The 20,751-nt window shown below is 51.9% G+C and carries 20 protein-coding genes; 15 read left to right on the top strand and 5 right to left on the bottom strand.

Annotation, left to right across the window (positions count from 1 at the left end; all coding sequences use genetic code 11):
* Positions 1-35: 35 nt before the first annotated feature.
* From NSU14_RS17560 to NSU14_RS17550, 3 genes are read right to left on the bottom strand one after another with little or no spacing between them, the layout of a single operon-like run.
* Positions 36-335, bottom strand: a complete 300-nt coding sequence (locus tag NSU14_RS17560) for a CotH kinase family protein (protein WP_339303266.1) — start codon at positions 333-335, stop codon at positions 36-38.
* A 40-nt stretch (positions 336-375) separates the two neighbouring features.
* Positions 376-528 (bottom strand): hypothetical protein, encoded by a 153-nt coding sequence (locus NSU14_RS17555; RefSeq protein ID WP_179093548.1) that lies wholly within the window; start codon positions 526-528, stop codon positions 376-378.
* 1 nt (position 529) lies between these two features.
* The gene (locus tag NSU14_RS17550; protein ID WP_076245296.1) at positions 530-1,243 is read right to left on the bottom strand and encodes a polyphosphate polymerase domain-containing protein; all 714 of its coding nucleotides are present in this window, start codon (positions 1,241-1,243) and stop codon (positions 530-532) included.
* A 270-nt stretch (positions 1,244-1,513) separates the two neighbouring features.
* On the opposite strand from NSU14_RS17550, the gene NSU14_RS17545 reads away from it, so the two are divergent.
* Both NSU14_RS17545 and NSU14_RS17540 read left to right on the top strand, forming a co-directional pair.
* Positions 1,514-2,770 (top strand): purple acid phosphatase family protein, encoded by a 1,257-nt coding sequence (locus NSU14_RS17545; protein ID WP_340946482.1) that lies wholly within the window; start codon positions 1,514-1,516, stop codon positions 2,768-2,770.
* A 192-nt stretch (positions 2,771-2,962) separates the two neighbouring features.
* A complete protein-coding gene (locus NSU14_RS17540) occupies positions 2,963-6,628 on the top strand; it encodes a X2-like carbohydrate binding domain-containing protein (protein ID WP_445670095.1) in 3,666 nt (1,221 codons plus the stop codon).
* Between the two features lie 127 nt (positions 6,629-6,755).
* Here NSU14_RS17540 and NSU14_RS17535 read toward each other — a convergent pair whose 3' ends face one another.
* Positions 6,756-7,496: an SDR family NAD(P)-dependent oxidoreductase gene (locus NSU14_RS17535; protein ID WP_340946480.1), complete on the bottom strand. Its 741-nt coding sequence runs from the start codon at positions 7,494-7,496 to the stop codon at positions 6,756-6,758.
* A gap of 363 nt (positions 7,497-7,859) precedes the next feature.
* Between NSU14_RS17535 and NSU14_RS17530 the strand changes: the two genes are divergently transcribed.
* The 4 genes from NSU14_RS17530 (at position 7,860) to NSU14_RS17515 (ending at position 12,287) form a co-directional block, all read left to right on the top strand.
* Positions 7,860-8,756 (top strand): LysR family transcriptional regulator, encoded by an 897-nt coding sequence (locus tag NSU14_RS17530; RefSeq protein ID WP_340946478.1) that lies wholly within the window; start codon positions 7,860-7,862, stop codon positions 8,754-8,756.
* A 184-nt stretch (positions 8,757-8,940) separates the two neighbouring features.
* Positions 8,941-9,534 carry a sigma-70 family RNA polymerase sigma factor gene (locus tag NSU14_RS17525; protein WP_340946476.1) on the top strand — a complete coding sequence of 198 codons (594 nt, stop codon included), beginning with the start codon at positions 8,941-8,943 and terminating at the stop codon, positions 9,532-9,534.
* Complete coding sequence (locus tag NSU14_RS17520; protein WP_340946474.1) at positions 9,513-10,490, top strand: hypothetical protein; 978 nt, start codon at positions 9,513-9,515, stop codon at positions 10,488-10,490. Before NSU14_RS17525 ends, NSU14_RS17520 begins: the two co-directional genes overlap by 22 nt.
* Positions 10,491-11,663: 1,173 nt before the next feature.
* On the top strand, positions 11,664-12,287 hold the full coding sequence (locus tag NSU14_RS17515) for a hypothetical protein (protein WP_340946472.1): 624 nt from the start codon (positions 11,664-11,666) through the stop codon (positions 12,285-12,287).
* Positions 12,288-12,405: 118 nt separating this feature from the next.
* Here the strand turns inward: NSU14_RS17515 and NSU14_RS17510 are convergent, their stop codons facing one another.
* Positions 12,406-13,023: a nitroreductase family protein gene (locus tag NSU14_RS17510; protein ID WP_076245312.1), complete on the bottom strand. Its 618-nt coding sequence runs from the start codon at positions 13,021-13,023 to the stop codon at positions 12,406-12,408.
* Positions 13,024-13,348: 325 nt separating this feature from the next.
* Here NSU14_RS17510 and NSU14_RS17505 point away from each other — a divergent pair, with 325 nt between their 5' ends.
* The 9 genes from NSU14_RS17505 (at position 13,349) to NSU14_RS17465 (ending at position 20,724) form a co-directional block, all read left to right on the top strand.
* Positions 13,349-13,786 (top strand): DUF1641 domain-containing protein, encoded by a 438-nt coding sequence (locus tag NSU14_RS17505; RefSeq protein ID WP_042136226.1) that lies wholly within the window; start codon positions 13,349-13,351, stop codon positions 13,784-13,786.
* A 40-nt stretch (positions 13,787-13,826) separates the two neighbouring features.
* Positions 13,827-15,005, top strand: a complete 1,179-nt coding sequence (locus NSU14_RS17500; protein ID WP_042136228.1) for an NAD(P)/FAD-dependent oxidoreductase — start codon at positions 13,827-13,829, stop codon at positions 15,003-15,005.
* 245 nt (positions 15,006-15,250) lie between these two features.
* Positions 15,251-16,012 carry an alpha/beta fold hydrolase gene (locus NSU14_RS17495; RefSeq protein ID WP_340946470.1) on the top strand — a complete coding sequence of 254 codons (762 nt, stop codon included), beginning with the start codon at positions 15,251-15,253 and terminating at the stop codon, positions 16,010-16,012.
* A gap of 221 nt (positions 16,013-16,233) precedes the next feature.
* On the top strand, positions 16,234-16,863 hold the full coding sequence (locus NSU14_RS17490; RefSeq protein ID WP_042136230.1) for an SGNH/GDSL hydrolase family protein: 630 nt from the start codon (positions 16,234-16,236) through the stop codon (positions 16,861-16,863).
* A gap of 189 nt (positions 16,864-17,052) precedes the next feature.
* Complete coding sequence (locus NSU14_RS17485; protein WP_340946469.1) at positions 17,053-18,093, top strand: hypothetical protein; 1,041 nt, start codon at positions 17,053-17,055, stop codon at positions 18,091-18,093.
* A gap of 5 nt (positions 18,094-18,098) precedes the next feature.
* On the top strand, positions 18,099-18,845 hold the full coding sequence (map, locus tag NSU14_RS17480) for a type I methionyl aminopeptidase (protein ID WP_042136234.1): 747 nt from the start codon (positions 18,099-18,101) through the stop codon (positions 18,843-18,845).
* Between the two features lie 90 nt (positions 18,846-18,935).
* On the top strand, positions 18,936-19,256 hold the full coding sequence (locus tag NSU14_RS17475; RefSeq protein ID WP_042136236.1) for a carboxymuconolactone decarboxylase family protein: 321 nt from the start codon (positions 18,936-18,938) through the stop codon (positions 19,254-19,256).
* A 36-nt stretch (positions 19,257-19,292) separates the two neighbouring features.
* Positions 19,293-19,892 carry a DJ-1/PfpI family protein gene (locus NSU14_RS17470; RefSeq protein ID WP_340946467.1) on the top strand — a complete coding sequence of 200 codons (600 nt, stop codon included), beginning with the start codon at positions 19,293-19,295 and terminating at the stop codon, positions 19,890-19,892.
* Positions 19,876-20,724, top strand: a complete 849-nt coding sequence (locus NSU14_RS17465) for a HEAT repeat domain-containing protein (protein WP_340946465.1) — start codon at positions 19,876-19,878, stop codon at positions 20,722-20,724. The genes NSU14_RS17470 and NSU14_RS17465 overlap by 17 nt, the downstream gene beginning before the upstream one ends.
* The last annotated feature ends 27 nt before the right edge of the window (positions 20,725-20,751 follow it).

Genomic DNA, 20,751 nt, shown 5'->3' with positions numbered 1-20,751 from the left:
TCGAACGTATAGAAGGCAGAAGGATCGGCCTTCACTTAACTTGCGATCATGGCGTCCAGCTCGTTGATCCGGGTCTGGAAGGTTTCATCCTTCAGGTAGCCGCTCAGCATGCTGCGGACGATCTCGTGATACTTCGCTAAGTAGGTCTCATTTGCCAGCAGCTTCGCAACCAACGGCCGCTCGGCGAGTGTGCCCTGGGTAGGCTCGTCAATCAGCACATCCGAGCCGCCCATGCCGCCGAAGGCCATGTTGTAGTCCCACGGCAGGATGGAGAAGATGCCGTCATCTTCATACAGGTAGTAATTCTGCTTGTTGCTGCCGAGATAACTGTCCATATTGCCGGTCACTGCGTTCAGGGCAATATAGCCAAGAGCGTCATCGACATCGAGGCGTAATCAGTATTTTGGAAATGCGGATGTCGGAAACGAAGTTGTCGGTCACCGAGCTTTTGATCATATCGGAAAAGGTAGTTGCCGTGTCGTTCGCGCCCTGTGCTGCGGCTGCAGCCAGACTTGCTGTGATGCTCATATCAATAATCCTCCCAAGTGTTGGTTTTTAGAAACTTCCGGCAAATGATGTATTTAGAAGCGGACTGCCGGTTCAGACCCTCAAGCTGCAGGGCAATCCGGATATAATCGGGCAGGTATTCATCGAATTTGACCTCGAAAATAATAAAGCTCCCGTCAAGCGCCCGGATCGGCTGTAGCTCCTTGCTGAATATATCCACCGCATGCAGTCCCGTGCGCAATTCCTTGTCAAAAGTAATCCGCACGTTGCCGTTATGGCATACATAAGGCTCGCGGACATAATCGACGATCACCTTCGGGCGCAGCAGGTTGTGCCGCATCTGATGGTAGAGCTCCATAAACAGCGGTTTATCCGGTACATTCAGCACCTCATAGTTGCCGGCCATAATCTCATCGTACATGTCCCGCGTCAGCGGTTCTTTGATTTTGGCGATATAATCGTCCATCTTGATTTTTTTCTCAAAATGAATGACATCGTCCTGCACATTGTAGATACGTATGCGGTATTTGGCACGTTCACGCAGGCCTCCGAGCTTGTCGGACAACGCCGTATTGTTCACATCATCAAAATACAGGCTGCGGATATGGTATTCCCCGCTCTCGTCAGCATTCTGGTCTGTATCCATTAGGCTCTGGAGCCGCAGCCGGATGATAAGATATTGATGATAGCAAATGAAGAATTTCAGCTCGTGCCGGAATTGCAGCTTCTTGTTCATCTCACACCTCATTTCTCTCTCTAAGTTCTTGCGTGATCTGGCCGCTGACCCAATTCTAAGGGACCGACCTTATGATTTTCTTAAATTGAACTGAACGTCAGCTGAATATTTTTACACTGCGTTTACAAATGTCACGAAATGTAAGGTTATTCCGGGCCGGGAATTTGACTTCCTGCTGCCACTGGGGCTACCCTAGAATACATAAACAGAACAGATCGACCGGCGGGTTCAGAGAGATTGCAAGCTTGAAGCTGCGGGCGGAGGGAGCACATGAAAGACTTGAAAACATTCATTATCATCGGAATTATAGTCGTTGTGTTGATCATACTGGCGCTTGGCGTGGAGCGGCTCAAATCGGAGCGGGCCGCAGGGGGAGGATCTGAATTCTCGGGTGTACTCTACGATTTGGTCAGTACGTTTAAGGGTGATGCGGCCACCAGCCGCGCCTTTACCTGGTACACCGGGGACCCCGGAGCAGACGGTTGGCTTGAGGCAGTGAAAGGCGGGGCGGCTGATTTTACCGGAGATGGGGTCATTAGGGTTCAGGCAGCCAATACTGTGATCAAGACGGATCAGGGTACAGCAGGCGTGCACAAAGCCGAGATTACCGGACTGGAGCCGGGAACACGCTACACTTACCGGGTTGGCAGCGGGGAGGAACAGGAGTGGAGCCTTGCGTATGAGTTCAGCACTGCGGAAGCGGACAGCGGTCAGGTGACCTTTATCAACGTTACGGACTCCCAGGGAGTAACAGATGCGGATTTCGCAATCTGGGGCAACACCCTGGAACAGGCATTCAAGACCTTCCCGGCAGCAGAGTTTATTGTGCATAATGGTGATTTTACTGAAGATCCGGAGGATAGTGCGGCATGGAACAGCTTTTTTGGCTATGTTCAGAACAGGGTGGCCAGTGTGCCCCTCATGCCTGTGACCGGTAACCATGACGAGATTGCTGAAGAGGCGGAGCTGTTTACCTCACATTTCAATCTGCCGGATAACGGGGCCAAGGGTTCGATCGCCGGCACTTCCTATTCCTTCGATTACGGCCCGGTTCATGTGACTGTGCTGAATACAGAGAGTAATCTGAAGAAGCAGGCTGAATGGCTGAAGAAGGACCTTGCAGGTACGGATAAGCCGTGGACAATTGTAGCGATGCACCGTCCGGCGTATGGCGGGAACATGTACAGTAAGGTGGAGGACTGGACGGGGATTTTTGACAAATACAAGGTGGATCTTGTGCTGCAGGGACATAATCATGAGTATTCCCGTTCTTATCCGCTGCGCGCCGGTGAAATCGTGCCTGAGAGTGATGGTGGCAATGTTACAACAGGCGGAACGGTCTATGTGGTGACTAACGCCTCCGGGGCCAAATTCAACGAGAAGAAGGAAGACCAGTTCTACCATAAGGTTCATTTCCAGAATAATAAGCCGATGTTCGCCGGAATCACGGTTAGCGGGGATACCCTGATCTATCAGGCATATGATACCTCTGGCAACAAGCTGGATGAGTTTGTTCTGAAGCATTAGAAATAGGGGTTCTTTTGGATGACATTCCATTAGAGCCTTTTATTGTTAAAATAGTAATAAAAAGTGTGAAAATGGTACGATGATTGCTGACAGTTTTCTTATGGATTCGACCGTTTTCCCTCACTGTACAGGTTGTCAGCGCTCTATAATGAAAGCGTTATCAAAGAAAGAACCTGGGAGGTTAGAACCGTGATTCGAAAACGTATCCGAAGAATGGGAATGGTTGTCCTGCTGGCTGCAATGCCCTGCTCATTGTTTACCGTTTCTCCCGCAGTAACTCATGCCGCAGCAAGTGAAGCCTACAACTGGAACAGTGTGGTTACCGGTGCAGGCGGAGGGTTTGTTCCGGGTATTATTTTTAACCAGACTGAGCCGAATCTGATCTATGCGCGGACGGATATCGGCGGTGCCTACCGCTGGAATCAGACATCCGGCAGCTGGACATCGATCAGCGATGCTGTCGGCTGGGTGGACTGGAACAAGAATGGCGTAGATGCGCTGGCAACCGATCCGGTGAATCCGGACAAGGTGTATATGGCTACCGGCACCTACACAAACTCGTGGGATGATAATGGACAAATCATGCGCTCCAGCGACCGGGGAAATACGTGGCAGACAACGCCGCTGCCGTTCAAGGTTGGCGGTAACATGCCCGGACGTTCGGCCGGCGAACGGCTTGTGATTGACCCGAATAAGAACAGCATCCTGTTCTTCGGGGCGCGGAGCGGGAACGGTCTGTGGAAGAGCACCGACTCCGGGGTCACTTGGTCCAAGGTCAGCTCCTTCCCTAATGTGGGGACGTACATTCAGAATCCGACGCTTGATTACGGCAATGATCTTGTAGGATTATCCTGGATTACTTTTGATAAAAGCACAGGCACCTCCGGGAATGCCACCCAGACGATTTATGTGGGAGTAGCGGATACGGCAAGCAGTGTCTACCGCAGCACGGACGGGGGAGCAACCTGGAGTGCACTGCCCGGCCAGCCTGTAGGTTATCTGCCGCATCATGGTGTTCTGTCTTCTACAGGTGATCTGTATATTACCTACAGCAATGGCGTTGGGCCGTATGACGGCAGTAAAGGCGAGGTCTGGAAATGGAACAAAACAAGCGGGGTGTGGACGAATATCAGTCCGTCTACGGGAACCGATAACTGGTACGGATTCGGCGGACTTGCCGTTGATGCGCAGCATCCTGACACCGTGATGGTCTCCAGTCTGAATGCCTGGTGGCCGGATGAAGTCATCTTCCGCAGCACCAACGGCGGGGCAACCTGGAGCCGGATTTGGGATTGGGGTAATTATCCGGAACGTACCTATAAGTTCGCAATGGATATCACAGCTGCCCCATGGCTTGACCATGGAGTAACTTCCACCTCCCTTGATCCCTCGCCCAAGCTGGGCTGGATGATGGGGGATCTGGAGATTGATCCGTTCAACTCCAACCGGATGATGTACGGTACGGGTGCGACCATCTATGGTTCAAATAATTTAGGCGCCTGGGATACCGGCGGGAAAGTCAATATTTCCGTGATGGCGAAGGGAGTGGAAGAGACTGCAGTGCTGGGGCTGATCAGCGCTCCAGCAGGAGCACACCTGATTACTGCACTCGGGGATGTGTCCGGCTTCCGGTATGATGATGTCACTGCAGCACCGGTGAAGTTCCAGACAAGTCCTTCCTGGGCAACCACAACCGGCATCGATTATGCTGAGTTAAGCCCAGCCTATGTAGTACGTGTTGGCGGTGCGGACAAGGAGAAGTCCCCAAGCATGATGTCGGTCGGGATCTCCAATGACGGCGGCACGAACTGGTATATGCCGAATGCAGAGCCCTCGAACGGGACTAAGACGACTGCCGGGCAAGGCCAGGTAGCTGTATCCGCGAGCGGCAACTCTATTCTGTGGAGCACCTCGGATATTGGCGTGTACTATTCCAAGTCGACCGGCAATTCCTGGACAGCCAGCAGCGGTGTGCCTGCCGGGGCCAAGATTGCTTCGGACCGGGTGAATGCGAATAAGTTCTATGCCTTCTATGCGGGAACCTTCTACGTCAGTACGGATGGCGGAGCAACGTTCACGGCTACGGGAGCAACAGGCTTCCCGACCAATAATGTCGGTAATCTTCAGCCGAATCAGGCCCAGATCAGCATCAAAGCCATGCCGGGCATCGAAGGCGATATCTGGTTTGCCGGCGGCAATACGGTTGAGAACAAATATGGCTTATGGCACTCTGTCAATTCAGGCGCAAGCTTCACCAAGCTGGCCAATGTTGATGAAGCTGACCTCATCGGGTTCGGCAAGGCAGCGCCGGGCCAGAGCTACATGGCACTCTATACAGTAGCTCAGATCGACGGTGTGAGAGGGGTCTTCCGGTCTGATAATGCCGGGGCCAGCTGGGTACGGATCAATGACAATGCCCATCAGTATGCCAAAATCAACATGGCCATCACTGGAGATCCGCGCATCTACGGACGCGTATATCTGGGAACCAATGGCCGGGGCACTTTATACGCTGATCCGGTGAACCCGCCGGCGGCAGGCTCAACAATTACACCGGTCAGTGCCAGCTTCGATAAGAAGACGGCGAATCAGGCGGATATCAACGTGACGGTGACGCTGAACGGGAACACACTAACCTCGATTAAGAACGGTTCGGCTACGTTGACCGCCGGAACGGATTATAGTGTGAGCGGATCGACAGTCACGATCAAGAAAGCATACCTGGCAGTGCAGGCGGTGGGCACGACAACGCTGAGCTTCAATTTCAGCGCCGGAGCGGCGCAGACCTTGGCTGTTGCGGTAGTGGACACGACAACGCCGGCCAGCAATTCTGCGATCACGCCGGTCAGCGCCAGCTTCGACAAGAAGACGGCGAATCAGGCGGACATCGCCGTGACGGTGACGCTGAACGGGAACACGTTAAGCACGATTAAGAACGGCGCGGCAACGTTGACCGCGGGAACGGATTATAGTGTAAGCGGCTCAGTTGTCACGATCAGCAAGGCATATCTGGCCGCGCAGGCGGCGGGTACGACAACGCTGAGCTTCAATTTCAGCGCCGGAGCGGCGCAGACCTTGGCTGTTGCGGTAGTGGATACAACAGCACCGGCCAGCAATTCTGCGATCATACCGGTCAGCGCCGGCTTCGATAAGAAGACGGCGAATCAGGCGGATATCGCTGTGACGGTGACGCTGAACGGGAACACGTTAAGCAGCATTAAGAACGGCGAGGCAACGTTGACCGCCGGAACGGATTACACTGTGAGCGGTTCGGCAGTGACGATCAGCAAAGCATATCTGGCAGCGCAGGCTGTGGGTACGACAACGCTGAGCTTCAATTTCAGCGCCGGAGCGGCGCAGACCTTGGCTGTTGCAGTAGTGGATACAACGGCACCGTCCGCCGGCGGCTTTAAAGTTCAGATGTACAACAGCAGCACAGCGGCTGCGGCCAATACGCTGAGCCCGAAGATTAAGCTGATGAATACCGGCACCACCGCAGTTTCACTGGTCGATGTGAAGCTCAGATACTTCTACACTATTGACGGTGAGCAGACCCAGAGCTTCTTCTGCGACTGGTCACAGGTGGGAAGCGCGAATGTGACCGGGACGTTTGTGAAGCTTCCGGCTGCCAAGACCGGAGCCGATTATTACTTGGAGCTTGGATTTACAAGTGCTGCAGGCTCCCTTGCGGCCGGGGAGAGCATAGATATTCAGCTGCGGGCGTCCAAGTCGGATTGGAGCAATTATACCCAGACCGGAGATTATTCCTTTAACGCAGCAGGTACGGCTTATGCCGACTGGGCCAATATTCCGGCCTATATCTCCGGCAGCCTGGTATGGGGGAATGAACCTTCTTGATTAGGGTTTCAAGTGAGTAGAGTAGCAGAGTCTTGAACAGCTTTGAACAGACAGCCCCCTCTCCGCATTATTGCGGAGAAGGGGGCTGCTTGCTGCGTGTAGAATGAATCTGCCAGCGCTCTAGCGGCTATAAAGTCTGCCCGCTGTCGACGGTAATAATCTGCCCGGTCATGGCTTCCTGAGCGAGCGCGGAGCAGATGAAACGGGCGATATCTTCCGGCGCGGCAATGCTCTGCAGCAGCAGGTTCGGTGCGAGCTTGTGCATCTGCGCTTCCCGGCCCGCCCACCAGCGTGTCGCTACGGCTCCAGGGGCAACGCAGTTGACCCGGATGTCAGGGGCGAGAGCCTTGGCCAGCGACCGGGTCAGACCGTGAACAGCCGCTTTGGACACCGCGTAAGGAAGTGACGAACCGGCACCCGTATTTCCGGCAATACTGCCGAGATTGACGATGGCCCCTTGCCCGCTGCTTTTCATATACGGGGCGGCTGCCCGGGCACAGAAGAACATGCCTTTGACATTCACGCCGTATAATTCATCCCACACCTCGGAGGTGACTGCCTCCAGATCATTCATAGGAATATGCTGCGTAATACTGGCATTATTCACCAGCAGATTTACAGTGCCGTAGGTCTGTACTACTTGTTCTACCATTGCCCGTACCTCGGCATCTGCGGACACATCGGCTTGTACAGCAATGGCCTGCCCGCCCTGCGCTATGATCATGTCAACCGTTTCCCGGGCTTCCGCTTCTGAACGGGAATAATTCACGGCAACCTTTACGCCTTGCCCGGCAAGCTGAAGGCTGGTTGCCCGCCCGATACCTGTTCCTCCGCCTGTCACTATCGCTACTTTACCCTTCAGATCCATCCTTATCCGCTCCCGACTTCTTATTGTTATTGAATATCCTGAGTACAATTGTATTCAGTTTGCCTGGTTTTGTATAATTGAATGAAATGAAGGATTAGTTCAATAATATTGAACTATATCGAGCGAACTAGAGGGACTTCAACAGAAGATGGTCAATGGACTCTGAAATGAAACATCCTCAAGCTCAGGGAGGCTGAATGCTATTCGCCATTCCCTATTGCACTCTGTACAGTAGAATTCTGTGAAATCGGTGAATGTGAGCAGAAATGAGGAAATCAATTGTATGAAGTACTTGTAGAAAATGCAATGAAGAACGATAGGACGGCGGAAAACGGGAGTCTTACTGGAAAGAGGTTAGCGCAAATGGATTTCAAAACTTTAAAAACCTTTCAGGCCATTGTGAGCACAGGAAGCTTTAACCGTGCAGCCGAAGAGCTTAGCTATGCCCAGTCTACGGTTACAATGCAGATCCAGAAGCTTGAGGCTCAACTGGGCGTTCAGCTGCTGGAGCGCGGCAAACAGCAGGTGATCCTGACGGAAGCCGGGAGGCTGTTCCATGAGCAGAGCCTGCAGATTGTGAAAGACATGGAGCGGCTGCAGAGCAGTCTGGCTGATCTGCAGTCGGGCGGAGCAGGGAGCGTCCGGATCGGTGTAACCGATCCGACTGCGAGTTACCGGCTGCCGCAGCTTTTGCGCATATTCATGGAACAGTTTCCCCGGATCGTACTTTCAGTAGAGATTGCCGGAACAGCGGCTCTCAGCGGGCGGCTCCTCCGGGGAGAACTCGACATGATTCTGTGCTCCGCCCCGCAGCTTGGGACGGAGCTGTATTTCGAGCCGCTTTTCACCGAGGAGTTCGTGCTGCTGCTGCCCGAAGGTCATCCTCTGGAGACGGAGAAGGAGATTACTGCGGACCTGCTTCGCGGACACCGTCTGCTCATTACGGCTGCGGATTGTCCTTACCGTAAGAAGCTGGAGAGTATTTTGCAGGAAGCAGCCGGTCCCCCGCTGAACACCATGGAAATCGGCAGTATGTCCGCCTTGAAATTCTATGTGGAGAACGGTATTGGGATGGCTTTTGTACCTGAGATTACCTTACAGACTCTTCCGTCTGGTACAGTGGTCAGGAGACTATCAGGGCCGGGAGTTGATATGAGCTGCGGAATCGCCTGCAGAATAGCTGATTACCCGCTGAGGGGGGCGAACTTACAAGTCTATCAATTCCTGAAGCGGGAATTGGGGATACCTGTGCATATGTAGAATAGAGCTGATAAGAACCGTTTTTGACAACTATACTTTACTTCCACATCCGGCAATTCATGACGAAACTCATGGGCGGCCGGCTTTTTTTGTGTAAGGATTGAATTTATTGTACTCAAAGGGAACCATTGTCCCGCAGCGGACCAATATAGAGTGAAAACCAAGACAGAGAGGAGAGAGACGGATGACTGAGGAAGAGCTGCATGGCTGTCTGCAAAGGCTGAAAGAAGGAGACAAGGATGCTTTCACTGCGCTGCATGACAGCATCAGGCACCAGGTGTACGGGACAGTCTGTCTGCTTGTTGACCGGCAGGGCGATGTGGCTGATGTAGTGAATGAAATCTACATCGAATTGTTCCGTAGTCTGCCGCAGTATGACAGGAATCGGCCTTTTGGGGCATGGCTGAACGGAATGATTGTACGGCAATGCAGCAACTGGAGCCGGAGGAGCTGGCGCAGGCTGCGCATCCAGATCCGCAGCAGGGAGAATGCAACAGAGTTGTTGCTGCCGGGAGCGGATACACCGCTCCTTGAGCAGGAACAGCGGGGAGAGCTGCTTCAGCTGGTGGCTGGGCTTCCCCCTAAACTGCGCAGTGTTGTTGTCCTTCGCTACTATGGGGAATGCAGCTTTGAGGAGATAGCCTCTGCCCTGGAGATACCGCTGGGTACCGCTAAATCCAGGCATCACAAGGCAATGCGCAAGCTGCGGCAGCATGCCGTATTCACAGAGGAAGATGAGATGAAGGGGGACTACACATGCCTGTCGAAAGTCAATTGAAACGGGAGTTTGCCAGCTTTAAGCAGAATACAGTAATGCCGGAACAGCTGGAGACACAGATTTCCGCAAGCTTTGATCAGTACTTCAAATTCCAAAACGAACGGAAAACCAAAAGACATATGCGTGGCACTGCAAGGATAGCGGTTGTTCTCTGCGGCCTGATGCTGTTCGGAGGCGTGGTTTATGGTGCGGAAAGGTTATGGGCCGTTACATATGGTTCTACTGGAATAAAGGTGATCGTTCATTCGGACTATACTGAATCCGATGAACACGGTGAGCACGTGAAGCTGCTTGTTGAAGACATTCAGACTAAACTGGCTGTGAATGAATCCGCCTTCCTGTACGTGTCACTGCCCAATGGGGGATATGACCTGCTTAAGGTGAACTGTCCGCAGCTGTTCTCCGATATAGAGAGCTGGAAGGAGGTCATCGAGCCAATTACCGGAAAGCTGGCTGTGCCAAGCAGTCTGCCGGAAGGATATTATTTTGCCGAAGCGAGATCTGACAGTCAGATTGGGATTATAGACGAGTCCTGGGTAAAGAAATACACCAATGTCCTCTCGAAAAGGGTCAAGCCCGGTGAGGATTATGCCTGGATCAAGAGCTTCAACACTCCTAATAGAATAGCTAAGACTGTAAGCCCGCAGCTCATATATGAGGGTCCAAGAGGGAAAAGTGATGCAATTGTGGTTAAGTATACGCCTAGCGGACCGGAAGCGCAGCTCACAGCAAATTTTGCAGCGGCTACTACGGTTGAGGAGATGAAGGTTGGAGCTTTAGATGCTTTATATATTGTGAATAAAGAAGCTTATGGGAACCAAAACAACTATTATGCTTATATCCAGTGGATCGAGCTAGGGGAGAATAACGAATGGAACATTCTGCATGAAGTAAGCACAGAATCACCGGATGTATCCAAAGAGACTCTGCTTAAAGTTGCCGAAGGCCTGCGCTAAAGCGGCCTATGCCAGGGTCAGCTGCATGCTTGTCCCGCTATAACTAAAATAAATCCCCCTATAACACATATAAACCTCTATTATTGATAACTTCATCAACAATAGAGGTTTATATTATAACCACTATACCCATGTTCTTCTCAGACTCCTTATCCTATCCTTTGTACTCAGCCGGGTAGAAATCGTCCGAGGCGGCAGTCAATTTGCCTATCCTGCCCGTTAAATCTTCTCTAATTCATCCGCTGATCACGATAGGATTGATTGTGGGCTTTTGAGCTTTAAGAAGCTCATACCATTTCGTGTAGGGATGGATTGAAAGCTGTAACGCCAGGATCAAAGATATAGTCTCAAGCTCAGGGAGTACAGCTGCTTAAGAGGACTGCCGGAGATTCTGCCCCCGCATGCGTTCTTACCGCAGTGTATGGTTCCTTGAGTTGATACCTGTATTATACCGTGATATGCAGTAGCCGTAAAAAGGCGAATACTTTAAATTTGCGGTTATTTTTCACTGTAAGATCATGTAAGCGCTATTATGCTTCCTTATCCTTAGTTTTTTAGGAGGATTCCGAACAATAGTCATTCACTCTAAACTTGATCCAATGTAACCCAGTCGCTGCGAGGAGGGCTAAATACTCTGAACGGCTATCGGCTGTGTCAATCCGCTGACTGGCTGCTGGTATATCGAAGCAGATTTCTTGCTGAAGTGGACTGAGAAGCCCTTATTTCTCCAAAAAGCCTCATGATCAGGAGGATGCGGACTGAGTGAATCCTTTATCCTGTTCTTTTAAGCGCTACAACAAGGCGCTTCAGGACATTAACGGAATCTAAGTCCGAATGTCCTGCGAATTCGCCATTTCTTCGCCAATAACGGAATCTCAGTCCTCCTCACCAGCTGATGAGTTCATGAGCCCGTGATGCTTCAGCCAATCTCCTGCTAATCTCCAGCCAAGCTCAGGTGAGGAACAGTGCAATTGCCAAGCTTCTTAGCTCAGCATGATTTGTCCGCAGGTAGCTTCACAATCTCTAGCTTGATTCACCTGCAGGGCAAATTTGGTGCCCTGGAACAGTGCTGTCTTATAAAATGGACGGCAAAAGCGTTGCCGTTTGCTGTATAATTTACTGATTGTTATGTTGCGGTTCAGCTATCCGGGCATTTGAAGGAGGAAGAAAAGGATGAGTTTGTTTGGAGTGAGGCTTGACGGAACCCGCAGCAGGTTAATCAAGTCTTTTCTGGAGGATAATTATGTATGTGCGGGAGATCCCGTTATTGGAAATCTGGAGTCCAGCGGGAGAGAGGATATCCGCAGCACGCTGGTTGCATCCGGAGCTTATCAGGAGCAGGTGCTGGAAGAAGCTCTCAGCAGTTTAGACACGTTCGTCAACGTGATGCAGGACGGGGATTATGTGCTGATTGCGGATGAGGAATGGGTATACCTTGGCGATCTGGGTGATTATTTCTATGATGCCCGGCAGGAGAGTGTGGAGGGCGGAACTGCGCACCGGCGCGGAGTAACCTGGCTGAAGAGTCTGCCCCGTACAGCTGTGAATTCTGCAGTACAAGCACTGCTTGCTTCGGATCAGGAGGTTACCCGCTATTCAGGGGTGCTGCCTGCAGCAAGAATGGATTTGTGGCTTGCAGATTCTTCGGCTGGCGATATGGAGACTGCTCATTCCCCGGCCCGTGTGGATGAAGCCACAATAGCTGAGGCGCTGGCTGTTCTGAAGGCTGCCCTGCACAGTCCCGATGCGGAGCGGCGGGAACGCGCGGCAGCGGCTATATTGCATTATGCCAAATGAACATCAGACTGAAGCTTTATCTTATAAAATCACAGCAAAAAGGTCTTCCGGTTAAGCTGCCGGAAGACCTTTTTGCTGTCAACTATTAAACAGGGACTTCGCTGGACCGGGGGTAGGCTCAGATAAATTCAACGAACTCATTAACCGGCTTGCGGTAGCCGCGCGGTCTAATTTTGTGCTTGTTGTCTTTGCCGATCGTAATCAGCATTACCGGAACGAAGTTGTCGCTGAGCCCGAGAGTAGCTTTCACCGCCTCCGGATCAAAACCGATCATCGGGCAGGTATCCCAGCCCTTGTCTTTGGCAATCAGCATGAACTGCATAGCTGACAAGGAAGCATTGCGGATTGCTTCATCCCGCTGGAAAGCGTCTTTTCCGGTGTAAGAATCATTAATAGACTGAATGGTGCGGTCATAATCCTCTTCGCTCATGGCTCCCAGCATTTTAAGTCCGCTATAGATTTCTGGAGCCTGCTGGTAGGCGTTTTTGTCACCCAGCACGACGATGACAGCCGAGGCGGTGTGGATTTTGTATTGACCGTAAGCACCTTTACGGATTTCTTCCTTCACAGTGTCATCGCTGATGACTTTGTAGTGGGCGTGCTGCAGGTTGAAGGCCGATGGAGCCAGGCGGGCCAGTGAGAACATCTCCTCCAGCTCATTCTGTGGGATTTGCACCCCTTCAACGAAATTCATAGCCGATCTGCGGGACTGAACCAATTCTGAAAAAGTACTCATAAATAATGACCTCCATTGGAATATGTATGTTGGTTAGTAAAAATCAATAGCTGATATTAATAAATAAGGTTACAATAAGTTACTTGCTTAAAATATCACAACTACAAGCGTACGTCAATGATTAAACAACAGTAAATTGTGAATTTTAGTTCAAATAGTCGATAAATTTTGAAAAAGCGAGAAAAGAAGTGATTTTAATCACAAAATAAGGCTATAAAGCCAAAAACATTGTGACATTTATTACAACCGGAATGTTATAATAGTCACATAGTTTCAGTGGATGAATACTTTTAAGCAGCAATGCCATTGTAAAGGAGACTTCAATATGTCAGAAACCATTACCCAAACCCCTTTGGAACAAGAAATACCCGCAGCAGGCCTTCCCCAAGAGGATTTGCTGAATCAGCTTCTGAAGCCGGAAGTTCAGGAATCCCTGATTCTTCTGGTGGAGCAGCTGCCGCAGATTACCCAACTGGTGAATGTATTAACCAAATCGGTCGATTTCGTACAGTCGGTTGCAACGGATGAAGTATTGAAAAATGATACGGTAGGCGCAATCAAAGAGATGGCGGGTCCTGTGGTAGGCTCTGTCAAGAATCTGGCGGCTACGGTTATTGAAGCGAAAGACCGCGCGGATGCAAGCAGTGAAACCATCAGCCTGTTTGGCATGATGAAAATGATCAAGGACCCGCAGGTACAAAACGTGCTCCGTTTCATGAATGCATACCTGCAGGTCAGCGGCGAACGCCAATCCGGTAAGTAATTATTGTTCAATTCTTAATCGTAGGGATGGAGGAAATATGATGTCAAAACACATAGTTATTCTAGGTGCAGGTTACGGCGGCTTATTGAGTGCGCTAACCGTGCGCAAATATATGAGCAAAGCTGAAGCCAGAGTTACAGTGGTTAATCAGTATCCGACACACCAGATCATTACCGAACTACACCGCCTTGCAGCAGGAAGTGCTTCTGAACAGGCGGTTGCCATGCCGCTTGCCAAGCTGTTCGCCGGTAAGGATATCGATCTCAAGATTGCCAAGGTTAATTCGTTCTCGGTGGAGAACAAGCAAATCATCCTCTCGGATGGTGTAATGCTGACTTATGATGCTCTTGTTGTCGGTCTGGGCAGCACGACGGCTTATTTCGGCATTCCGGGACTTGAACAGTACAGCATGGTGCTGAAATCGGCGGCGGATGCACTGCGGATTCACGGACATATTGAAGACCGGATTCGTGAATATGCCAAAAGCGGCAATGCGGCCGATGCAACCATCCTGATCGGCGGGGGCGGCTTGACAGGTGTTGAGCTTGTAGGTGAAATTGCCGATGTACTGCCCAAGCTGACTAAGAAATATGGAGTGAATCCGGCTGAGATCCAGCTGCTGCTCGTAGAAGCCGGCCCGAAGATTCTTCCGGTTCTGCCGGATCATCTGATTGAGCGCGCTACAACCAGCCTCGAGAAACGGGGAGTTCAGTTCCTGACAGGTCTTCCTGTTACAAATGTAGCAGGCAATACCATTGATCTGAAGGACGGCCGCCAGATTGTGGCGAATACCTTCGTCTGGACCGGCGGCGTGCAGGGCAACCCGCTGATCGGTGAGTCCGGGCTTGAAGTGAACCGCGGCCGCGCAACCGTGAATGAGTTCCTGCAATCCACTTCACACCAGAATGTATTTGTAGCCGGTGACAGTGCGGTTGTGTTCGCACCGGACGGCCGTCCGTATCCGCCAACGGCACAAATCGCCTGGCAGATGGGTGAACTGATCGGTTATAACCTTTACGCTTACCTGAATGATAAAGCCTCCGAGACCTTCAGTCCGGTGAATTCCGGGACACTTGCCAGTCTGGGACGCAGAGACGGAGTAGCGATTGTCGGCGGCAATTCCACACCGCTGAAGGGTCTGCCGGCAACGCTGATGAAGGAAGCAAGCAATATCCGGTATTTGACCCATATTCACGGGTTGTTCAGTCTGGCCTATTAATTCTCTCCTAACCATCTATACCTATTGCAGGCCGCTTCCATGCGGCAGATCATCCCCTTTAACCGCCGGCAGGCAGTTGAAGGGGATTTTTCATGAATTCGGACGGTGAAAGGAGAGCTGTGTGAAATTACATAGTAAATTACTGGAAGGACCTTTATCCTGAATGAGGCATACATCCTTTATATGAACTTTTTGCGCAGCACTAGGAGGAGAAGATGATTCAGAACGGGTTTATCTGCAATTGGATGGAGGTTCAAACGGACGGGCAGGGCCGCGGATTGTATTATAAATATTCTGCATACCGTGCGCCTGCTGTCATCTTTATTTCCGGATTAGGGGATGGTTGCGATTCCTGGAGCGGTGTCCAGGAGAATATTGGGCAGTATGCCTCAACCCTCGCTTATGACAGACCCGGTACCGGGACAAGCCCGGGAGTGCCGGGGCCGCGCTCCTGCCAGGATCTGGTGGAGGAGCTGTACCGGCTGCTTGCACTGCTGGATATTAAAGCCCCTTACATTCTGGTCGGTCATTCCTTTGGCGGTCTGGTAGCCAGACTCTTCGCTTGCTGCTATCCTGAGCGGACTGCGGGAATTGTACTGATAGATGCTGCAGGCGAATATAAGGAGCTTACTTATGAGCAGGTGCTGCCCCCGCAGCATATCGCTGCGAACCGGGCGTACCTGCTGAACCCTTCGCTCAATAGGGAGCAGATCGATAAGATGCAGAGCTATAAGCAGATCTCTGCTGCCCGGGGTTCCATGCCAAGCCAGGTTCCGCTGTCGGTGATAACCAGGGGGCTTGCGGATGAGGATGGATCAGACTGGCCGGCACACGCGATACTGGAGATTGAGCAGAAGAGCCAGGCGGAGTTCCTGGAATTATCTGCGGCCAGCAGACAGCTGATTGCGCCGGGTAGCGGTCATTATATCCATCATGACCAGCCCGGGCTCGTCATTGATGAAATTATAGGGATGATACAAGCTCATTCCAACGGGCTTAAATACTGATATCAGCGTCTTCACAAGAACCTTCACAGTACTGGAGATTATCAGCAATCAACCGAGAAGCCCACAGAAGGCAACCTGAATACTGCCCTGCATGAAGCGATTAGAGCCGTGAACAGATTTACTCCGTAAATATGTAATGAAAACGTATTCGCAGGAAAATCTATTTGTTATAATGTTGATGTTTATACCATTACAGATGTTTTCATAGGAGGATTTCAGGCATGCCATTTCAAAAGAACGATATCATCCTGTTCCAGGGTGATAGTATCACGGATTGCGGCCGCAATTACGCAGACGCTTCATCACTTGGTGTAGGTTACGCGCTGATGGCGGGCGCTCGTCTTGGGCTGCAGTATCCGGAGAAGAACCTTACCTTCATCAACCGCGGCATCAGCGGCAACCGCGCCGTGGATCTGCAGGAGCGCTGGGACCGGGATTGTCTGGAGCTTAAGCCGACCTGGGTGTCGATTTATATCGGTGTTAATGATACCTGGCGCTGGTTCGATTCCGGGCAGGAGACTACTGCAGCTGAGTTCGAGGCTTCCTACCGTGATCTGATTGAACGCACCAAGCAGAGCCTGGATGCCAAGCTGGTGCTGGTTGAGCCGTTCGTACTGCCGGTGCCGGAAGACCGTAAGGGCTGGCGTAAGGACCTGGACCCGAAAATTCATGTGGTCCGTGAGCTGGCCCGTGAATATGGCGCTGTATTGGTCCCGCTGGACGGACTGTTCGCCGCCGCATCGGTTAAGGCCGAGCCTGCCTTCTGGGCCGGGGATGGCGTACATCCTTCACCTGCCGGCCATGCGCTGATTGCAGAAGCCTGGATGAAGGCTGTAGGGGCTATAAGCTAAAGCGGAAAATAGCAGACTACTCCCAACATATTGAGTTTGCTGCTCAGACCGGTTCCTGCGTATCAAGCGGACCGGTTTTTGGCATACGCCGGGGCGGATAGGTTGCCTTCTGAACGGAAGCGGGAGATCCGTGAATTTCACTCTGCTTAAGAAGGCTGTTATACTTGTATCATACATAAGGATGTGGAGGTGGAACCCATAAGGCGGCTACTGCTGATTCTGCCTGTTCTTCTGGTTGTTCTATTAAGCGGCTGCCAGAATGCTTTCGGCTACATTAATTCAAGATGGATTTCTGAAATTGATTTGACCTATAACTCTATAGAGAGCCAAGCGGAGACGGCTCCCTTTGAGTCCAGGATTTTCAAAGACGGCGAGTTCATGAAGACGATGGCTTCTGCCATGAATACAAGCAAGCGTATTGCGGGAGAGCTGGATTACGATGCGGATTTCCGCATGAAGCTGGTGTACGGGGACGGCTATACAGAAGAATTTATTCTGGGTCTGGGCGAGCAGGAGGGGAACACCGGTCTGCTGCTGTCCGCTGAGCGCAGCGGGACAGGCTATACAGTCTCCGCCAAGAATGCCGATAAGCTGCGCAGGCTGATCTTCAGCGGCGGAAGTCCAGCAGCGGCGAAGTCCGAAGCGGATGAGGCATCGGTGGTAACTCAAGGTCCGGTAACGGTCTCACGCAATGATTTATTCCCGGTCACAGGAAACAAGGAATTTCTGAACCTGCAGCTGCTGAAAGGCAGGTACAGCGAGGATTGGTCCAGCCCTTCCCCGCTGGCTGGACGGAGCTGGAGCGGGCAATTCCGGCTGGCCATTACGGATGAACAGGGCGCAGCACTGGGCACGTTCGCGCTGAGCCGGCATTTCAACGAAGAATTGAGCTTCGGCGATTTGTTCCAGATTCAGTTCGCTGATTACAACGGAGACGGTAATCCCGATTTTACGGTTGGCCAATATGGTTCTTCGAACGGATCATTGTTCAAGCTGTTTATAGTGAAGCCGGATCATTCGATCCAGGAGCTGCAGATTAAGGGGGCGGCATCCGGGCTGTTTATCAGTAGTCCTGACCGGTATTCGGTCAAGCTGGAGACAGTCGAAGGCGGTTTCCGGGCGGATCATTATGACAACTCTGTTGGCAGGCAGGTTGAGACTTCATACCTCTGGGACGGAGCCGCTTTTCAGGAAGTTGCCGGAGAATCAACAGATACGAGAGGAATGTGAACAGGATGACGAGCGAGACACTGCAGGATTTGCAAGGACTGAAGGCAGCCGGTAAAGTGGTAGGCCACACCATCGCCGAGATGAGGAAAAGTGTAGTTCCCGGAATGACGACTGCAGAGCTGGACGAAGTGGGCGCGAGGATTCTGAACCATTTTGGCGCGAAATCTGCCCCTAAGGTAACCTATAACTTTCCCGGAACCACCTGCATCAGCGTTAATGAAGAGGTGGCACACGGAATCCCGGGTCAACGGGTGATCCAGGCCGGCGATTTAATCAATATTGATGTCTCGGCCGAGCTGAACGGGTACTACGGGGACGCCGGAGTATCTTTTCAACTGCCTCCTTATAATGAGAAGCTGGTCCATCTCTGCCGGAGTACGGAGGAAACCATGATGAGCGTGATTAATCACCTCAGAGCGGGAATGAAGGTGAACGAGATCGGCAGGGTTATGGAGTCGGAGGCACACAAGCGCGGCTATAAGGTTGTGCGCAATCTGTGCAGCCACGGTATCGGCAAATCGTTGCATGAGAAGCCCTATGAAATCCTGCCGTTCTATAATCCGCGGGTAACGACGGTGCTGAAGGAAGGACAGGTCATCACGATAGAGCCATTCCTGTCTACGGGTGCGGATTTTGTAGAGCAGCAGTCGGATGGATGGACGCTCAGTGTGGCGGACAACAGCCGTGTTGCCCAGTACGAACATACGATTGTGGTCACCAAAGGCAAACCGATTATTCTGACAAGCGCCTAAGAGCTTAGCACCTAAGAACGAACAGATACGGTCTGCCCTGAAGAGGGTGGACTTCTTTATTATTGTATTCTACCAATGGAGGGACAAAGAATGGACAATCTACCGCAAGTCAGCAATGCATTCATGACGTTTATGAAGGAAGCACCGGAGCAGCAGAAGGCCTGGGGGGAAGTCGTGCAGAAGCTGGATGCAGCAAGTGCGCTTGACGCCAAAACAGAAGAAATTGCCTATATCTCCGTACTCGCGGCGGTCAGGCTGGAAAGCGGGCTGGCCTTTCATGTCAAGCATGCCAAATCACTCGGCGCTACCCGTGAGGAGATTATAAGCGCAGTCCTGCTGCCTCTTCCGGCTGTAGGCAATGTGGTCATTCAGGCCTTGCCCGTTGCTTTGCAGGCTTACGACAGCGAGTAAAATTACAGGACGACGGATATTGAAGGAGCGGGTAGCGTGAAAATTGCTTTTATTCTGTTTGACGGCATTACGTTTCTGGATTTCGCGGGTTTTTATGATGTAATCTACAGGCTGCGCCAGTTCCCAGCAGGGGGAGGGCTGGAGTGGGATATCTGCGGTCCGGCCGGGGAAATCACAGATGAAATGGGGCTTACGGTCAAAACCGGTAAAGTGCTGCCGGATTTATCAGTGTATGATCTGGTATTTGTGCCCGGCGGGTCCGGAACGAGGGCATTGCGTCATGACGGGAGCTTTATCTCCTGGCTTCAGGGAGCAAGCGGGGTTCCATATCTGGTATCCGTATGCACCGGTGCCCTGCTGCTGGGTGCTGCCGGATTACTGGAGGGACGAAGGGCCACAACGCATGCATCGGCATATGAGCTGCTTGAGCCGTATTGCCGGGAAGTGGTTCAGGCCCGGATTGTGCAGGACGGGAATGTTATTACCGGAGGCGGGGTCTCAACCTCAATTGATCTGGGATTATATCTGGTATCCTTATTTGCCGGCCGGGAGGCTATGGCTGCCGTGAAGCAGCAGATCGACTATCCGTATGATGCGCAAGGCGTTGTAATGTACTCCAATGAAGGAAACCATTGAAACCGGAGGGATGAAGGTGAATAGTGGCAAGCTTGCCGCATTGCCGTTTCAGCAGCAGATAGAGAACAGTGAACAATGGCCGCTGCTCGCAGAGGATTACATGAACCGGAGCGGGCTGCCGGGTCCGCGGGCGAACCTGAGCCTTGCCGGGGAGTTCTCCCGATATTACGCCCGTACTGGGCTTTCAGCACAGTCGTTGTCGCTGCTCACTTCCTGGACGGATATTTCTGCAGCGGAGGCGGAGGCTAATGACCCGGAGGAATTTCTTCCATTCTGTGCTTTACTGGCTTACGGTGCGTATTACGGATATGCGGAGCCGGGAGAAAGATCCGGGATAGAAGTCAGGCTGCGCAGGGCAATGAATGATTCAAGATGGCGCGTTCGTGAGGCGGCGGCCATGGCATTGCAGCAGATTGGAGAGTTCGGCTTCGGGCTGCTGCACAGGCTGCTTGAAGGCTGGAGAATGGAAGCGACCGTGCTGGAACTGCGTGCTTTTATTGCCGCGCTGGCGCATCCTCCCTTGCTTAAGGAACAAGCCTGTGCCGACTACAGTCTGGAGCTGTCAGAGCAAATCCTGAACGAGCTGCTGTCGGGCAAATACAGACAAGCCGATCCTGAGCATCTCCGCGTATTATCCAAAGGGATGGAGTATGCGCTTAGCCTGTTTGTTGCCAGCCAGCCGGATGCGGGCTTTGCCTTGCTGCGCAGACTGGCCGGGAGCGGCGATAAGCTGATGATCCGGATCGTGAAGAGTAATCTGGGGAAGAAACGTCTGAGTCAGAAGTACCCCGAGGAGGTCACGGAGCTCCTTGCAGGATTGACAATTATCTAGAATGTAACTATTATTGTTACATCTGCC

It is taken from the genome of Paenibacillus sp. FSL R10-2771, from assembly GCF_038000205.1.
Taxonomy (GTDB): Bacteria; Bacillota; Bacilli; order Paenibacillales; family Paenibacillaceae; genus Paenibacillus_AQ; species Paenibacillus_AQ phytohabitans.
This window is presented reverse-complemented; position numbering and strand designations above follow the sequence as displayed.

Bases quoted from the DNA above. Each gene is read 5' to 3' on its own strand.
- NSU14_RS17560 (WP_339303266.1), bottom strand. From the start codon at position 335: ATGGACAGTTATCTCGGCAGCAACAAGCAGAATTACTACCTGTATGAA.
- NSU14_RS17555 (WP_179093548.1), bottom strand. From the start codon at position 528: ATGAGCATCACAGCAAGTCTGGCTGCAGCCGCAGCACAGGGCGCGAAC.
- NSU14_RS17550 (WP_076245296.1), bottom strand. From the start codon at position 1,243: ATGAACAAGAAGCTGCAATTCCGGCACGAGCTGAAATTCTTCATTTGC.
- NSU14_RS17545 (WP_340946482.1), top strand. From the start codon at position 1,514: ATGAAAGACTTGAAAACATTCATTATCATCGGAATTATAGTCGTTGTG.
- NSU14_RS17535 (WP_340946480.1), bottom strand. From the start codon at position 7,496: ATGGATCTGAAGGGTAAAGTAGCGATAGTGACAGGCGGAGGAACAGGT.
- NSU14_RS17530 (WP_340946478.1), top strand. From the start codon at position 7,860: ATGGATTTCAAAACTTTAAAAACCTTTCAGGCCATTGTGAGCACAGGA.
- NSU14_RS17525 (WP_340946476.1), top strand. From the start codon at position 8,941: ATGACTGAGGAAGAGCTGCATGGCTGTCTGCAAAGGCTGAAAGAAGGA.
- NSU14_RS17520 (WP_340946474.1), top strand. From the start codon at position 9,513: ATGCCTGTCGAAAGTCAATTGAAACGGGAGTTTGCCAGCTTTAAGCAG.
- NSU14_RS17515 (WP_340946472.1), top strand. From the start codon at position 11,664: ATGAGTTTGTTTGGAGTGAGGCTTGACGGAACCCGCAGCAGGTTAATC.
- NSU14_RS17510 (WP_076245312.1), bottom strand. From the start codon at position 13,023: ATGAGTACTTTTTCAGAATTGGTTCAGTCCCGCAGATCGGCTATGAAT.
- NSU14_RS17505 (WP_042136226.1), top strand. From the start codon at position 13,349: ATGTCAGAAACCATTACCCAAACCCCTTTGGAACAAGAAATACCCGCA.
- NSU14_RS17500 (WP_042136228.1), top strand. From the start codon at position 13,827: ATGTCAAAACACATAGTTATTCTAGGTGCAGGTTACGGCGGCTTATTG.
- NSU14_RS17495 (WP_340946470.1), top strand. From the start codon at position 15,251: ATGGAGGTTCAAACGGACGGGCAGGGCCGCGGATTGTATTATAAATAT.
- NSU14_RS17490 (WP_042136230.1), top strand. From the start codon at position 16,234: ATGCCATTTCAAAAGAACGATATCATCCTGTTCCAGGGTGATAGTATC.
- map (WP_042136234.1), top strand. From the start codon at position 18,099: ATGACGAGCGAGACACTGCAGGATTTGCAAGGACTGAAGGCAGCCGGT.
- NSU14_RS17475 (WP_042136236.1), top strand. From the start codon at position 18,936: ATGGACAATCTACCGCAAGTCAGCAATGCATTCATGACGTTTATGAAG.
- NSU14_RS17465 (WP_340946465.1), top strand. From the start codon at position 19,876: ATGAAGGAAACCATTGAAACCGGAGGGATGAAGGTGAATAGTGGCAAG.